The 17,219-nt window shown below is 45.2% G+C and carries 10 protein-coding genes; 4 read left to right on the top strand and 6 right to left on the bottom strand.

All coding sequences use genetic code 11. The features are described 5' to 3' along the window. The first annotated feature begins 119 nt into the window (after nt 1-119). Both V7R39_RS05705 and V7R39_RS05700 read left to right on the top strand, forming a co-directional pair. Complete coding sequence (locus tag V7R39_RS05705; RefSeq protein WP_334029169.1) at nt 120-1,337, top strand: aminotransferase class I/II-fold pyridoxal phosphate-dependent enzyme; 1,218 nt, start codon at nt 120-122, stop codon at nt 1,335-1,337. Between the two features lie 145 nt (nt 1,338-1,482). Then, nucleotides 1,483-2,658, top strand: coding sequence for a saccharopine dehydrogenase family protein (locus tag V7R39_RS05700; protein ID WP_334029167.1), 1,176 nt, complete (start codon nt 1,483-1,485; stop codon nt 2,656-2,658). A gap of 262 nt (nt 2,659-2,920) precedes the next feature. Here V7R39_RS05700 and V7R39_RS05695 read toward each other — a convergent pair whose 3' ends face one another. The 3 genes from V7R39_RS05695 to V7R39_RS05685 all read right to left on the bottom strand — a co-directional run bounded on the left by V7R39_RS05695 (nt 2,921) and on the right by V7R39_RS05685 (nt 5,266). After that, a complete protein-coding gene (locus V7R39_RS05695) occupies nt 2,921-4,477 on the bottom strand; it encodes a BCCT family transporter (protein ID WP_334029165.1) in 1,557 nt (518 codons plus the stop codon). Nucleotides 4,478-4,639: 162 nt separating this feature from the next. Next, complete coding sequence (locus V7R39_RS05690; protein WP_334029163.1) at nt 4,640-4,861, bottom strand: TIGR02450 family Trp-rich protein; 222 nt, start codon at nt 4,859-4,861, stop codon at nt 4,640-4,642. A 51-nt stretch (nt 4,862-4,912) separates the two neighbouring features. Then, nucleotides 4,913-5,266 (bottom strand): hypothetical protein, encoded by a 354-nt coding sequence (locus V7R39_RS05685; protein WP_334029161.1) that lies wholly within the window; start codon nt 5,264-5,266, stop codon nt 4,913-4,915. A 201-nt stretch (nt 5,267-5,467) separates the two neighbouring features. Here V7R39_RS05685 and V7R39_RS05680 point away from each other — a divergent pair, with 201 nt between their 5' ends. Further along, nucleotides 5,468-5,875, top strand: a complete 408-nt coding sequence (locus V7R39_RS05680; RefSeq protein WP_334029158.1) for a hypothetical protein — start codon at nt 5,468-5,470, stop codon at nt 5,873-5,875. Between the two features lie 9 nt (nt 5,876-5,884). On the opposite strand, the gene recD is transcribed toward V7R39_RS05680, so the two are convergent. The 3 genes from recD to recC form a co-directional block, all read right to left on the bottom strand. After that, nucleotides 5,885-7,924, bottom strand: a complete 2,040-nt coding sequence (gene recD / locus V7R39_RS05675) for an exodeoxyribonuclease V subunit alpha (protein ID WP_438823523.1) — start codon at nt 7,922-7,924, stop codon at nt 5,885-5,887. Nucleotides 7,925-8,074: 150 nt separating this feature from the next. Then, the gene (gene recB, locus V7R39_RS05670; RefSeq protein WP_334029152.1) at nt 8,075-12,130 is read right to left on the bottom strand and encodes an exodeoxyribonuclease V subunit beta; all 4,056 of its coding nucleotides are present in this window, start codon (nt 12,128-12,130) and stop codon (nt 8,075-8,077) included. Then, nucleotides 12,127-15,960, bottom strand: coding sequence for an exodeoxyribonuclease V subunit gamma (recC, locus tag V7R39_RS05665; RefSeq protein ID WP_334029149.1), 3,834 nt, complete (start codon nt 15,958-15,960; stop codon nt 12,127-12,129). The genes recB and recC overlap by 4 nt, the downstream gene beginning before the upstream one ends. A 557-nt stretch (nt 15,961-16,517) precedes the next feature. Between recC and V7R39_RS05660 the strand changes: the two genes are divergently transcribed. Continuing rightward, complete coding sequence (locus V7R39_RS05660; protein ID WP_334029148.1) at nt 16,518-17,174, top strand: dUTP diphosphatase; 657 nt, start codon at nt 16,518-16,520, stop codon at nt 17,172-17,174. Nucleotides 17,175-17,219 lie beyond the last annotated feature (45 nt).

Here is a 17,219-nt window from a genome sequence, read left to right as displayed (position 1 = left end):
TATGATTGCGTCGGTAAAAAATACATCAACAGAAAAAACTTGAATAGTAATCGTGAGTATTTCCTAATGTGTACTCGCTTACATTGTTTTTTTATCTATCAATATTGAGGTTGGCTATTTTGAAGTTTTCGTCTCGCGCTACTGGTATCTCTGAGTTCTTGGCCATGGCCTATGGTGAAAAAGCATCGGCGCTTGTTAAAAGCGGCTTTGATGTTATTCGCCTGAATCTTGGCGAGCCTGACTTTGGTGCCCCAAGCGCTGTAATAACAGCGATGAAAGACTCGTTAGACTCACCTGATTACCCTTATACATCAGCATTGGGCACACCTGAACTTCGCGAGGCCATAGCTGGCTTTTACGAGCAAAAGCACGATGTGAAAATTCCCTCATCACGCATTGTGGTTACCGCCGGAGCAAGTGCGGCGCTTTTGTTAGCCAGTGCTGCACTGGTAGAGCCTGGCGACAATGTGATTTTAGGCGACCCTTCATACCCGTGTAATCGCCGCTTTTTAAATGCCTTTGGTGCGGATGTCACTCTGGTTCCCACCTCTAGTGAACATAACTTTCAGCTTACTGCTGACGATGTTGAAAAGCACTGGAAGCCCAATACGAGAGGCGTACTCATTGCAACCCCAGCGAACCCAACGGGCACATCTATTGATGCCGCTGAACTGTTGGCTATTGGTCAAATCTGTAAACAGCATAATGGCTTTTTAATTGTCGATGAAATTTATTTAGATTTGCTGTTAGACGCTTCTGTACAAGAAAATGCTGCGGCAAAAGATGACACTGGGCCTGCGGCAACAACCGTTCTCTCTAACACGCCTCTACACGATAATATTATTGTGATTAATAGCTTTTCCAAATACTTCGGCATGACCGGCTGGCGTTTAGGCTGGTGTGTGGTACCTGAGGAAATGACAAGTGTTGTTGAGCGTTTAGCACAAAACCTCTTTATATGCCCTTCTACCCTTTCTCAAAAAGCAGCACTTGCTTGCTTTACCCCGCAAGCCCTTAGCCAATGTGAGGAAAATAGGCAATTACTTATTAAACGGGCCACACTGGTATTTTCTGCATTGGAAAAAATGGGGCTACCTGTTGATGCAAAGCCCAACGGCGCTTTTTACGCGTATATCAATATTCAAAAAACTGGGCTTTCAGCCATCGAGTTTTGTGACACGTTATTGGATACATACTATGTTGCTCTTACTCCAGGCAACGACTTTGGTGAACATAATGCCGACAATTACGTTCGTTTGTCATTTGCCACTAGTGAGAGTGATTTACTAAAAGGACTGGAAAGACTATCTCAATTTGTGAATGAATTAGTAGGCTAACGGTTTCATGAATACACCAATATTATGCAAAAAAATAATAGCGAGCCCACGAGATAGGTATATTTAGCTAATACAAGATTAGCTATCACATGATTCGCTAACACAAAAAAAGCATATAAACGTAAATCAAAAACAGGATGCAAGTATGAGTATTGAACGAGATTTGGATGTGGTGATTTTCGGTGCCACCGGCTTCACAGGAAAATTAGTGGCAGAATACTTTCAATCGCAGTACGGCAACGACAGCAGTGTTAAATGGGCAATAGCAGGCCGTAACGAGCAAAAGCTTAACGATGTAAAACAAGAGCTAGGTATCAGTGACGCTGTTGAAATGATTGTTGCTGACGGCGATGACGACAGCGCGCTAGATACAATGACAAAACGAACTCATGTTGTACTGACTACCGTAGGCCCTTATCAAATTTACGGTGAAAAACTGCTTTCTGCTTGCGTTGACAACGGCACGGGGTATACCGATTTATGTGGTGAACCTGCGTGGATGCATCAAATGATCAATAAGTACAATGACAAAGCCAAAGAGACGGGTGCAAATATCGTCTTTTCGTGCGGCTTTGACTCTGTGCCATTCGACTTAGGTGTGCACTACCTGCAACAACACGCAAAGAAACAAACCGGCGATGCCATTGAATATGTTAAAGGTCGCGTGCGTAAAATGCAGGGGAAGTTTTCTGGCGGTACTGCAGCAAGCCTAAAAGCCACAATGGTAGCGGCGAAGAAAGACAAGTCGATCATGGCGGCATTAATTAATCCGTTTTCACTGGCGGATACAAACGTAGCGACAGAACAGCCAGATGGCAACAAACCCTATTTTGATGAGCAATTAGGAACATGGGTTGCCCCTTTCATTATGGCTGCCATTAATACTAAAAACGTGCATCGTGCTAATTACCTAAGTAACTATGCCTACGGTAAAGCATTCAAATATGATGAAATGCTAATGACCGGCCCTGGTGAAAAAGGTGAAGCCATGGCAAAACATGTGGCTAATGATAAGTCGTTAGCCAGTGATGATGGCCCTAAACCCGGCGAAGGACCAAGTAAAGAAGAGCGCGAAAATGGGTTTTATGACGTCATGTTTGTTGGCAATGCGACAAATGGCGATATGCTGGCCGTATCAGTAAAAGGTGACAAAGACCCGGGCTACGGCTCTACTAGTAAAATGATTGCAGAATCTGCGCTGTGTCTTTGCAAAGACGTCAGTTTATCTGGCGGTTTTTACACGCCTGCATCTGCGCTAGGCGATAGCTTAATTAGCAGATTAGAGGCCAATGCTGGCCTGACGTTTACCATAGAAAAATAAGCTTAAGAAAATAGGCTTGAGAAAGTAAACCTGCAAATTTGACGAACTGGTTTTATTACCTTAGCGCACACGCCGTTTTAAGAACCAGTTTTGACATTTAGGTGAATAATAACGAACCCGTGAAAAGGCACTTTCCTTTTCACGGGTTTATTTTTTGTCAATACTGGGGGCAGTTATAACGTGGAGTCATAACATGGAGCTGTAACGTCGAGCTATAACGGTGCTTTTATAGCGAAGAATTCATACCGGAATCCTACAAGCTTCACCGAGCACCTGTCGCCTTAGCGTTGCCTTTGGTAATGACAATGCGCGGTGCATCCCATAAAGAAGGTAATAAAATTAAGGACACGGGCACAGCACTTACCACAATAAATGCTTGCAGTTTATCTATACCGCCAGAGCCAATCATAATGAGAATGGCAGCCATAAGCCCCATTGCAATGCCCCAAAACACTCTCACAAATGTTGCCGGTTTATCAGAGTCTGACATAGACACTGATAATACGTACGTCATGGAGTCGCCCGTTGTGGCTACAAACGTCATGGTAAGCAATAGAAACAAGAATGAGATAATAGCGCCCATGGGCAGAGCCTGAGTGAGCGCAAGCAGCGCCGCTGGTAAATTAAAGCCTTCAAACGCAGCTGAAATAGTCCCTGGGGCGTCAAGCTCTAGTGACAGCCCAGTTCCGCCAACAATAGTAAACCAAAACATGGTGATAAGCGGCGCAATAATAGACAGCATAATGACAATTGCGCGAATAGAGCGGCCTTTGCTGATACGAGCTATAAAAATTGCCATCATAGGCCCGTAGCCAATAAACCATCCCCAAAAGAATACTGTCCACCAGCCTAACCAACCCGCCTCGCCAAACATACCCGCATCTCCGCGGTATAACGCCATTTGGAAAAAGTGCGTAATGTGTGTGCCCAACGCCTCAAAAAAATGGCTAATGACAAACATTGCACTGGTGGTCACCATTAAAAACGCCAGCAAGCAAACTGCGAGGATCATATTCAATCGGCTAAGCAGCTGAATACCTTTGGTCACCCCGGTGATGGCCGAGGCAACATATACAATGGTGAGCACGCTAATAACTGCCGTTTGAGTTGTGGCATTGTCGGCGATACCAAACAACGTATTGAGCCCGTAACTTACCTGTAAACCCAGAAATCCTATAGGCCCCACCGTGCCTGCTACAACTGCAATAATACATACAGCGTCGGTGATAGAACCAATAGGGCCTTGTATAGCGCGGCGCTTAAAAATAGGGTAAAGCAACGTTCGAGGCGCTAACGGCAAGCCCTTCTCGTAGTGATAATACATAAGCATTATCACCGTCAGGCTACCTAAAATAGCCCAGGCTAAAAAACCCCAGTGAAGATAAGATTGCGCAAGGGCGTACACCGTCGCCTCACCAGTACCTGCTTCAACGTCACCAAATACCGGCGGTACACTTAAAAAATGTGCCATGGGCTCGCCAGCTGCCCAAAATACGCCACCGCCAGCGAGAAGCGTACACATGATCATTGAGCCCCATTGAAAGTTGGAGAACTCTGGTTTGTCTATATTCCCCATCACTGCCCTAGCGCCTGGCAAACTTGCCATACCCAGGCTAATTAAAAATGTCGCTAATAACAGTACTTGCCAATACAAACCAAGATACCTTACCGACCAGTCGAAGCTGCTGTCTACCCAAGCAGCAAGCGCGTTCACATCAATTAACGCCATCAAACAAAATACACTGATAAACCCAGCGGTAATGGCAAATAGCGGGGTGTTTATCTTACGTTCTGGGTTTGTGTCTTTTGTTGATATCATTTTGAAAGCAAAGGTTCCTTAAGGAGTGTAGAGTCATCGGCGTGATTAAATGTAAGTCGATGACTAATGTTGATGACTAATATAGATCGGTAAGTCGAAATAACCGCAACGTTGTGCCTAGGTCATCATATGAAGTACATTATCTGATTAGCGGTTTGATTGCTATTTCCAGCCTTGGCGCCACAATGTCGTGTCTTTTAAATCTCGCCAGTTTATCGGGTATTCTGTTTTTGACATCACCGATTCAAGAACACAAGAGACAACAACACCCTCTTCGTCGAATGTCACGTCAGTCACTAAAAAATGCTTTTCTTTGTTTTTAGGCGACGTGGATGTCCATTTACTGCGCAGAAGTTTTTTTGGGTTTATCTGATGTTTAGACATAAACAAGGCTCTTTAACTATCTTTTTATGATGAATAACGAAGGCGACTACACTACTCAATCGCAACCGTAATTTTGCAATCAATATACTTGAGCATTTTATTCACTGCGTAGGGAATGGAAATTTCTGTGAGCGGCTCATTTGTAGGTTTGGCTTTTACCAATAGATCGCACGCACCATAACTAATCTGCTGGCGTATGACATAATCGTTAAGCTCGTCAAAAAAGCGCTCCTCTAGAGGCACAAGCCCAATAAAAAAATCAGTACTGTCTTCTTTATAGAACCACGCCCCTGTTATTTCTTTTTTCAGTGTGTAAGCCTGCATGATATCTAAACGCACAAACCGAAAATAGGCTTCTGTACTTTCAGCACGCTCATTCGTTTGGCTTTTAGTGGGTTCGTTCACAGAGTTCCTATTGATGTTTTTTATGCTAGTTAACGTCGCGGTGAAGTTTATGTATTTTTACGTTTGGTCTATTACGTTTGGTCTATTACATACGGCCGATTAGTCTAGGCTAAAGCAAGGCGAAGCGTTGATCCACATCAACGCATCTTTTCTGGTGATAAGCCACACTTCAATCATCTACACCTTTTCGTGTTAATAAGAATGCATACGTCAGAAAACACCACCGCTTTTCAAACCACCATTATCCCTATGGTGCATGGACTATACAAGCTGACATTGAAGCCAACGGTAAACTTGGCCATACAGACAAAACCTGTTTTTGGCGCAAACGTTACCTTTCATAGCGATATTATCGAGCATCCTAGCTTTGTTGCTAGCCCTCGGTGTGTTATCGGTTGGCTTGATGTTGGCGGGTTATCTTATTTAAGTATTGAAGAAGGCATACAGGTGGCTGCGGACAATAGTGCCGCGCCTCCCTTTTTACCGTCTCAATTTCTGCATTGTGATAGGGGTATTTTAAGAGTGAATATGACCACCCGCTTTTACCCCATTGCTAAAAACGCATCAGACGCTCACGAACACGGCGCATTTTTCTTTACGCCAGTGTGAGCTATAGAATTACATTTCATCAACAGCGGCGTCGCGAATGGCGTTTGCCAAGCCGGAATATCGCTTGTCTACTCTCGATACCATGTTACTAAAGGTAGGACTATTGGCGATTATCAAACATCCCTTTTTAGCTCGTGTAAGCCCGGTGTATACCAGGCCACGATGAAACAACCCTGCAGCCTTTTCTGTTTCAGGCTTAGGAAGCAGCAGCACCACGTTAGAAAACTCAGAACCTTGCGACTTATGGATGGTCATTGCGTAAACGGTTTCAAACTGGGGCACGCGAGATAAGGAAATATGCCTTAGCTCATCATTCTCAGCTTCAAACCACGCCAGTAGCTTCCCACTACTGTCTGGCCAAATAATACCAACCTCACCATTGGATAGACGCTGAGGATGATTATTTTTAACTATCATGATGGGCTGGCCTTGATAGAAGTTACCTTCTCGTCGTGTAATTTTGTGTTTAATCGCATCAAAAACCAATGAATTTAAACGCTCAACTCCCATGTTGCCTTTGCGCACCGGCGTTAACCACCTGACTTGGTTTAGTCGACGCAGCGCATCACATGAATCAGTGGCATCAAAAATAGGCATGAAACTTTGAACGGCCATTTTGCGCAGCTTTTTGTCGCTTACCCAATCTTCTGGCCATAAATGAACGCCATCGTTAAGTACTGGTATATCAGCCATTGACTCTGCGTTCTTTGCATTATTATCCGCATTATTTACCGCGTTATTTAGCGCGCTCAAGGCACCCTGCGTTTCGCCTTTTTGGATAGCGGTTGCCACTGCCGCCACTTGCCCTTTAAATCGTTGTGGTGCTCGCAGCGTATGTACCCACGTTTTCGCATCTTCATCTACGGGTAATAAAGGTAAATGAGGGCATAGGGTTGCGATATGCTGACGCAGCGCAGTGGGCACTGCGCCAAGCATTTTGTCGTCTGAATTAACTAAGTCGTCATTCGTTTCTACCAATTGCTCTAACACGTTCCCTAGCTCTACAGCCGGCAATTGCTCAGCATCTCCAATAAAATACAGGCGGGCATGTTCAGGTAGCGCTCTCATTATTCGGGTCATTAGGGCAAGGTCTACCATACTGGCCTCATCCACAATTAATACATCAAGTGAAAGCTGATTTTGCCTGTTGTATTTTGTTGATACCGTGTGTTCTCTTAGCCCTAACAACCGGTGAATAGTTACTGCTTGTGTGGGAACGCGGTCTAGCACACCGTCATCAATTTTTCCCCTCAAGCCAGCAATACTGTCGCTAATTGATTCCGTCATACGCTGCTGCGCTTTTCCTGTAGGCGCCGCCAACACTATGTTGATGTTGTTCTCGCAGGCTTGAAGGGCTAGCAACAAACGCAGTACGGTGTAGGTTTTTCCTGTTCCTGGACCACCGTTAATTACGCTAAATTTTTGTACTATACTTTTTGCAACAGCTACCTGCTGCCAGTCTTGCTCGCTGCTAAGCGCTAGCTCTTGGCTAGGCTCTTGTGAAGCCGCACTTGATGGCGCTGTAACAAACATGGCGGGCCACAAGGCTTTTACCTTTGAATATGCCTCATCAGATAAGGGAGTAAAGGCGGTTCTAGCAACGACACCCTGCGCTACTTCTTGTTCAAACTCATAATATCTGCGGCTGTAAAACATACCGTTGTTATAAACAAATAGCTGACCAATGCGTTCGTCACTTAACGCTTTTTTCACCACACCGATAAGCGGTGTAAGTGTATCAAACGTGTACCCTCTCTTTTGCGTATCGGTTTGGCCATTGTCACGTGATGGTGAGTTATGAGTGCTATTGCTCACACTTGCATTTTCACTCACATCTTCACTAAACAAGGTCTTGCCTGCTACATCGCTAAGCATCACACAGCTGTGACCATGGCGCTGCATAAACGATAACAAAACCAAAAGATGCAGCCACGTTGTATTTTCTTGCTCACTAAGCATCGAAGTGGGTGTAAATTCAGAAGCGATAAATTTATCGATGGCCTCAATACCAAATAGCTGTTCAAACAATGCATTTTTATTCATTTTCATTGCTATGTCATCTGTATCAGCACTGTCTTTTTCGTCTATGTTATCTGTGTTTATTGTGGCTGTGCTTAGTATGGTTGATTGGGCCTTATCAGTACTACCCGTATTTTTTTCACTCATGGTTTGCGTCACTCTTTTTAATAGGCACCTTCATCAATCAAATCCAAAACTTTGCTGATGACCTGCTTCGCCGTTCTCTGGGTTTTCTTTCAGTGTTTTTTTCGGCTTATACTCCGGCGAATGCTCCGGCTTGTGCTCAACAGTATGCTCCGATGTATGTTCTGGCTTGCTTCCAGTAACGGGCTCACTGCTGTTATTTGTTTGAGCCATGACCGTATCGTTGCCGTCAAATATGCTGTCTAGCGAATGCAGCACTTCTTGAGTGATAGACGTAAAGAACACCCCTTCCCCTTCTTGGTTCTCCGGGTGCATACCACGCAGATATAAGTAATATACTCCCCCAAAATGGCGTTCTGGTTGGTAATCTGCAAGTGTATTGTTTAAATACCGATGTAGCGCAAGGCAATAAATAAGATACTGCAGGTCATAAAGATGATGCTGATTATTTTCAAACAATGCACTGGGGCTGTAGCTTGCGATGTCATCGCCTAACCACGTAGACTTATAGTCGGCCACGTAGTATTTGCCTTCATGTTCAAACAATAAATCGATAAAGCCGTGCATCATTCCCGCAAGATTGGCTGTCATGAGGTGAGGCACTGTCAACGCCTGAGCGTTGTAATCAATGGCCACCTTTGCCCTGTGAGCACGTAAAACCTCGCTTAGCCCCGCCCATTTACTGTCGTTCATGGGGAAATAAAATTCAGCCTCTCTTAGAGTTTGATTTAGCGTTAAGTCGCTTAGTGTAAGGCTTATGTTGGGATAAAGCGGTGTTTGCAGTACTTCCTCTAGCCAGTCGTACAGTGAACTTACCTTGTCCTCTTCTAGCCCAAAACGACTGACCAACTCAGGCCCATGTTCATCCCATGTGGGCGCACTAAAGTCATTAAGTTCTAACAAATCATGTAAAAGATTACCGGCGCTTGCGCCTTTAGTTAACGTAAAGCGTAAGCGGTGCGCCTCTTCTATATTCGTAGTAGTAGGTTTATCCGCCGCTTCATTAGTAAATCTGTCGCCAAAGCTAGACAGCACATCTATTGAGAACTCTTCGTCACGAACAGTTTGAAGTACAGGTACCGTATGCTCTTTTTGATTGGCAACCGGTATGTTTCCTTGCGTTGTCAGCCTACTTAGGGCTGAAAACGAATATAATCGCCAGTCTTCACTGTGGGTGCCTGTAAATTGAAGTGCATAGAGTGTTTGGCTGGTTTCATCAAGGGTGAAACTGGTGTATTTAAGGTCAAATTCATCGGCGCTGATGTGACACGTATACGCGTCAGCTTCATCGCTCACATTATCGAGCACGCCTTGCCAATCACTAACGCTTTCGGCGTTATCATTATTGGCACCTAGCGCTCGCGCAAGTGCACTTTTTTCATTACCATCAAGGGGAATAACTCCCATATAACAGCGATGAGCGGCGCGAGTAACCGCTACGTAGGCCAGTCGCATATCTTCTGCGGCTCCTTCAGCACGCACTCTTGCGATAGCTTGCTTTGTTTGCCCTAACTGCAGCTGTAACCCTTGTTTGTCTTCATCATAGTAAGTCAGTATTTGCGACATCGATTTGCCATTTTTTGCTGGATCCTTGTAGCCAGTGGCAAATGGAATAAACACAATGGGATACTCTAGCCCCTTAGAGCCGTGCTGTGTCACTAAACGGATAAGCTGATTGTCACTCTCCAAACGCAGTGTCATCTCTTCATCTGACTCACTCTGGTGTATTTGTTTATGCAGCCAATCGAGCAATTGCTCGGGCCTTTGATGGGTCGTGCTTGCCTTTTCAAGGACTTCAGCAAGATGTTGATAATTGGTTAGCGCTCGCTCTACTTCCCCGCCGTATGGCGTGTAGCTTTCTTGCATTAGGTATAGCAACACACTCATACAGCCTTTTTGCAGCCACAATTCACGCAGTAACAGTACCCGCTCAAAGGCAGTATCCCACAGCGCATCATCTTCGTGATACAGCAAATCAACCAGTACTTCAGGGCTATAGCCCCACAAGGGCGATGCTAAACTTGCCGCTACTTTGCTGCTGTCGCTGGCATGCCAAACGCCATTTAACAAGCGCAAAATGTCTTTGGCTTCTGGCGTGAGGAATAAATTACTTCGATCGCTTAAGTAAACACAGGCCAAACCTTGCTGTTGCAGCACGTACTTTATTGCATTGGCTTCAGTTCTGTCTTTTACCAAAATGGCAATGTCGGCTGGAGTGACAGGGGCGGCTGGTGTAACAGGGGCAACGGGGTTGCTGTCGTTGGTGCCTGACGAGTTCGCATCGTCAGTGCTTTGTTCATTACCGCTTTTATCATTACCGCTTTCCGGCTGTGAATAATCAAAACCAGCTTCATTTAGAAGACGATAGATTTCTTGTGCAATCCACAGCGCCATTTTGCGGCGCATTGTGTTGGTATCTTGCTTATCGTCTAAGCACATACTCACGTAATTCATTGCACTGCGCTGCTCACATGGATCGATTAACGGATGCTTCGCTGCAGCGGCCTTTTTGGTAAACTCCACCTGCGTGTAATCAATATTAAAACCGAAAACATTACCAGAATGAGCTGCCGACAGCGGCGCACCATAAAACAAGCGATTGTACGCATTGACCATGCCTTTAACAGAACGCCAGTTTGTGTTCATAACCCACCGGAAATCTGCTTGTTTGCCCGCTTTTAAATAGGTGAATATATCCCCGCCTCTAAAGCGATAAATAGCCTGCTTAGGGTCGCCTATCATCAAGAGCGCGCTTGTTTTGGTGCTAGTCTCTGTGGTGCTAGTGCTTAAAGCGTTAGTATCAGAATCGCGAGGATATACTGCGTCTAAAATAGCGTATTGTTTGGCATCGGTATCTTGGAATTCATCAATTAATGCTACAGGGAATTTTTTGCGAAGCTCTGCGGCTAGCGTATTGTCAGGTTTTGCCACCTCATCAGCCAACATATTAATGAGATCGTCGAAATCAATGATCCCACGCTGCTTTTTCTGTTTTATCACTCGCTGTTTTATAAAGGAAATGGCGTCATTAACTAGCGCAAAAACAGGCAGCTGAGCCAACGTGTTATCTCTTTCCTCAATCTCGACTTCTATCGCTTTGGTAAAGTCTTTTATGGGGCTTAACAGTTCTTTAACGCCAGAGGTATTGCGAGAATAACGCCTCTTATCTAGAAACGCTTTGGCCTCGCTAGGCGCATCGGTGTACTGCCCCTGCCGCAACCACGATTTCAGGGCCTCAAGCTCACCAGGGCGTACCTTTTTGTGGGCAGCGCTCTTAATAAGCTGTTCGTGTAGCAGCGATTCATTGGCTTCTATGCCACTTAGGAAGGCCGCAAATTGAGTCTGTTGGGTATCAGGGTTACTCTCTAAATTATAGTTAAATGACTCCTCTACCGCATGTTCATCAAGCACATTAGGGGTTAACGTACTGCGAATACTTGCATTAAATTCACCTAGCAAACGCTCAGGCACATGCCACCCTTTTGATGCTAGCAGCAAGAAATCGTCTTCGGTATAACCGTCATGACCACCACTGACTTTTCTTATCCAGTCTTCACTGGCCTGCAAGTATAGGTCGCTGGTGTCTTTACTTAAATTCAGTGACATCGCGAAGCCACTATTAAAGGCAAGTTGCCCTATTACATGCTGGCAGAACCCATGTATTGTAAAAACGGATGCCTCATCAAGCTCTAGCTGCGCGGCTCTGAGTAGGCTCAAGCTTTCTTCAAGATTGCAGTGAGTCAGTAAATGACTAAATACCGGATCTATGTCTTCTGGAACAGCGCCTTCATTGTCTATTGCTTGTTGCCAAAAACTAGCAGCTTCACGCAGCGTAGCCGCTACACGACCTTTAATTTCCTCTGTGGCGGCCTTGGTAAATGTCATTACCAAAATCTCTTTTGTCGTGAGCTTCTTTTCAAGCAGTAGGCGTAGATACAACCGCGTAATATTGTACGTTTTCCCCGTTCCTGCACTTGCCTCAATAAGATGCCTACCGTGCAGGGGCATGCTAGGCACATCGAGCAATCGAGATGTCACAGTACTGTTTGAAAGAGTACTGTTTGATAGAGTGCTACTTGAAACATCACTCATAACTGTTCCTCCGCTGCACAATTCGCCACCATGGAAAACAAAATAAAGCCTTCAACATGAGGAAAGCTCTGCCATGAAATTCCATCGGGAAAAAGCCATTTCAGATACGGGTTATTTGCCATGTCTGCACTAAATTGCCCCGAGGACTGCATCCAGTTTTTAAGTACACGTTCGGCCTCTATGCTATTGAACAGACCGCTACTGCGCTCGACGATTTGTTGTGCCTTTTCTGATACGACAATAGGCGCAGTTTCGCTGTCTTTTGTATCACCCGAGCTATTATCATCCGAGCTTTTATCATAAGAGCCCTGTTCTTCAAAGCGATATGCAAAAGCAGTAGCGCTTGATTGCTGTAACGTAGCCATAATATCGTCATAATGTTCAGGCTTTATCTCACCCACTATCGCTTTGCTGTCAGAATTTCGCTTACCTGGCACTAGGTCAGAATATAAGCTGCGGTAAAGAGGCGTTGGCGCGGTGAGTATTGCCATGTAAAGCTGTTCAACAAATAACAATATGTTTTCAGCGGTGGCGGCGTCGAAAGGCGCGAAGCGACGTTTCATCAACTTTGTTTCGCCTTTTTCCCAATCGCAATAATAAATATCCAGCGGATAGCCATGATGAGTGCTGGTTTCACTGTCGGCGCAAAAAACAAGTTGAGACATAAAGTACGACAGTGCTCTTATGTCGTTAATTTTTCCGGCGCTTCGTAGCACTAAACTATCAGCAGCTTCAAAAGCGCTGGCAGTGAAGGTGATGTACTTACCAACGAAACTGACGTTTTTTGCCGCAGCATCATGAGGGCCCATTGCCTGGGTTAATGCTAGCGCTCCGTCTTTCCACATTTGTAGCTCTTCTTTTGCCACAGGGTTATTCGGAATATCACCTCGCAAAGAAGCAAATTCAACCACCTGCTGGGATGATAGTTCGTGATGCGAGCTTTCCTGTTGCCCTGACGGCACTGAAAAAATAGCGTCTAGAACTTGATAGCGCACAAGCGCATTGGTTTCAAACGGCTCGCTGTTATCTAGCAAGGTGAAAGACTGGGATAGGTTTACCCCTAAGCGCTGCAGCGAAAAGTATTCCAAAGGATCTTTAAATGCCCTCGCCACCTGCATGGTTGAAAGCCGTGTTTCATCTGCACTTTTACTGTTTTCGTTTGCGCTATGCTTATCGCCGGTCTGGGCGTTCGCTTTTGTTTTTAAAGAAGCGCTTTGAACTGAATCTAATTCTTGAGGCTCAGCCTGAGGCTGTGAAGATTGAGTTACCTGTGTCTGTGAAGCATTGGTTTTTTGCAGTGCGTTTGCTAAGCGAAGCCAACCCGTCTCATAGCTTGGAATCTTACCGGTAAATGCCGCCTCGCTAAAGGGATGTAGCGGCGCGTGCTTTACAAAGTGAGACGTATCAAGTTGATAGCCTGTTGCTAACATATCGAGAAATTCTGCTAGCACCAAACTTGGCTGACGTTCACTGTTATTTTTTACATCGTTACCTTGGTAACTTAAATACAGGCTCTCTCGGGTAGAGATGATTGCCTCTAAAAAAAGATACCTGTCTTCGAGTCTTCGTGACCTATCGCCTGTTCGTCTTTTCGGTCCCGCCATAAGGTCAAGACCAAGCGGCGTTGCTTTTCTTGGAAACTCGCTATCGTTTAACCCTAAAATACATACCTTCTTAAACGGAATGCTGCGCATGGGTAACATAGAACATACGGTTACTTGCCCCGTCATGAAGTGGTTTCCGGCATCAGGAGAGGAGAAGCGGCTTAACAATAGCTCCCGAATTTGACGTAAGCTAAGCTCATGTTCGTAGTCTGCTTCATTGCATCGCGCATATAAATCAGCGGCAACTCTAGCGATTAAATCCCAGCTTTGTTCCTGATCTTTGGTAGACACAAAGCACGCATCACGCAGCTGTAACAAATCGTGAGCCCAATCTTTCGGCGAACGCGGTGTGGTGAGCTCGTTTGCAAACCGTCCGAGTAAATCAATAACCTGTACCAGCTTGCCCAAAATAAGCGCACTTTGTCCTTCTACGTCGGGTATGGTCAGCGACCCATCAAAAATCATTTCGCTATCTGGTGCTAGCATGCCCATTAATAAGCGACGAATTCCCCACCACCAGCTGTAGGTGTTTTCTTTTGTCACGCCCTCTGAGACAGACGCCTTATGCTTTGCATTCAGCCCCCAATGAATATGAGCTTGCTCAAGCCATACCATCATCTGATCGATATCAGCCTGCGTAACATTAAAGCGCTTTTGCACAGAATCGAGCTGTAGATAATCCATTATATCAGCCACGCCAAAGCGGCTATCTGGCAATTCAAGCAGCGCCATAAAAGCGGCAATCAATGGCTCGGTATCCATTGGGCTTCTGTCGGCGATTGAACATGGCAAACGGGTGGTGCCATTGGTGTACTGGTTTTTAGTGCCTACTCGGTGAAAAACGGCGTCGACGAAAGGAGCATAATTTTCAATAGCAGGGCACATCACCAGAATATCTGAAGGCGTGCGGGTGGTATCTTGTGACAACCAATGTAATAGATGATCGTGCAGCACCTGCACCTCACGCAACGCAGAATGAGTGCACATAATAGTGACACTGTCGTCTTGCTCTGCTTCTTGAGGGTCGTTTACACGAATAGGGCTTGCAGGCAGGGCCTGTAATATATCGCTATGAATACGCTTTAGTAGGTTACGCTGGGCAAGCCCCCTGCCTAAGCTTTTCGAGCTATGGGGCTTTTCTGCTAAGCTAGTGCCTTCAAGAATCGTCTCTTCAATGTTTGTTTCTTCACTGCTTATTTCTCCGCTGCTTGTTTCTTCGCTGCTCGGTGATTCTCTGCTTGTTTCTTCACTGTTTCTTGATCGAGCAAGGGCGTCGTCAAAGGCATTAATTTCGGATTCATCAATCTCGGGGGCATCAAAAGCACTAATTTCAAAGGTGTCCAACTCGGTCAGTAAGTTAAACAACTCTCTACCTTGTTTTCCCAGGTTTCCTAACAACGAATTACTTTGCTCGCTCTCCATCCATTTATTGACGCCCTCCATGCGCAGTTGTTTCGCAAGTTCGCTGTCACTTTTAGCATCTCCCCAATAATTAACACTGGGGTTTAAATGAAAAATATGAATATCGATGTGTTCGGCCAGCGCATCAAAAAATGCAATAAGCTGGGGCGCCATGGTATTAATAGCAAAAACCACAATTCGAGAGGGAAGGTTCGTTGGCAGCTGGCCTTCACTCAGTGCTTCTATAGTCATCTTGTGAAGCCGAGCAGGATGCAAAGGCTGCTCTTTTGTCAGAATGCGCCAAATTTCGCTTTGCAATGACTCCATGTCATCAAACACTACCTGCTCATTATTTTCCCAGGCAAAGAGCCAGTCTGGTCGGTAAAGTAAGTATTGCTCATACACATCGGCAAGGGCCGTAGCCAGCTGTAAACGCTGAACGCCCTGCTCTTGCTCACTGCCTGCACTTAACCAATAGCGGCGCACTTGTTTAAAGGCTCCGGTGGTCATCAGGGCATCGTCTTGCAGAATATTATCGATACGCCAAGTAAGTACCTCCCGTCGATAAGGAGACTGGCGAGGTACCTTGTCACTGCCTAACACCACCCGGGCTGTATTCCACATAAACCTTACAGGCAAAGGAAAATCAAGGTTCATGGCAATTCCCTGTTCTCGAGCCAGCTGCATGCTTACCCAATGCTGCATACCAGGGCTTTCAACAAGGATAGTTTCAGGGGAGAATACTGAGGAGGGTTGTTGCTCAAGTAACGAGGTAAGCAGAAAACTAAGATGCTCTAATTTGTTTGATGGATATAGCGCAAGCAATCTAAAAATCCTTTATTTGACTGGCAGTTAGCCTATCATATACATACAAGGGCATGTTGACCTTTAATAAAGAATTAGTGTATCGCAATTAACTGCAGTGTTAAGTGTTTTATTTCTTATTGTGAGGGCGGCGTTAAAGGGGAAAAAAGAGAAAAAAAACCCATACAGACCTCAGGACACGAAAATTCTGTATGGGTAAGGTTTACGGACTGCGCAATTGCCGCTTAAATGCGTGTTGCCTGGCACTCATTTAAACGATGTGCTATTGCACAGCTCGGTTAACGTTATTAGCAAAGCAGGTAAGATGCCACTTTTAAAACCACATACAATCAATGACTTAAAAATTCAACCCAGGCACTAAACTAAGACTTTAGTTTAATTTTGGTGCAGGCGCACCAATGTGCGGCACGCTAAACTCTTCATAGCCCGACCTAGATGGCCTAGACTTAACGCAGCAGCTTACATGCTTTTTTCATACAGGTATTTATACCTAGGCTTGGTTCCAGTACACTTTGCGCCAATAAATAAAGATTAAAATTAGGTTATCAGGAGCCACAATGTTAAATGCACAGCAGCTAGCAACCATGCTTTCGCTTCAAGACAAGATGAATGCAAAAGTGAACCCAGACTGGCTAAATGCAGGTTATGGTTACTTGCGCGCCGCCATGGTTGAGTCGGTTGAAGCCATAGAGCATCACGGCTGGAAATGGTGGAAAGCACAACACAAAGACTTACCACAGCTGCAGATGGAGCTTGTAGACATTTGGCACTTCGCACTAAGTGCATGCATTATTGATGCTAATGGTGACATTGACGCTTCTGCAAAAAGTATTGCAGCAGAATTGGCGAATGGACAAACAGTGGTAGCCTTCGACAATCAGAACTACGATGCAACCCAACAGACTTTGCTGGATAACCTAGAACTAATGACGGGTTTATGTGCAGCGAAGCGATTTAGTGTTCCTTTATTTATGCATATTGTTGAACAATGTGACATGTCTGTTGACGAGCTATACCGTCAGTACGTTGGCAAGAATGTACTGAACTTCTTCCGTCAGGATAACGGCTATAAGGAAGGGACATATGTTAAACAATGGAGCGGTCGTGAAGACAATGAGCATCTTGTTGAAGTCATGAATGCATTAGATTTGTCGAAACCTGAGTTTAGTGACTTGGTTTACCAAGGGCTGCAAGCGCGCTATCAGAGCAAGTAATGAGTGAATAACTCGTAACCAAAAAAAGGCGCCTTTTAAATGGCG

Source organism: Alteromonas sp. P256 (assembly GCF_036864455.1).
Classification (GTDB): domain Bacteria; phylum Pseudomonadota; class Gammaproteobacteria; order Enterobacterales; family Alteromonadaceae; genus Alteromonas.
Note: the sequence above shows the minus strand (reverse complement) of the source record. Positions and strands in the feature narration are given on the sequence as shown.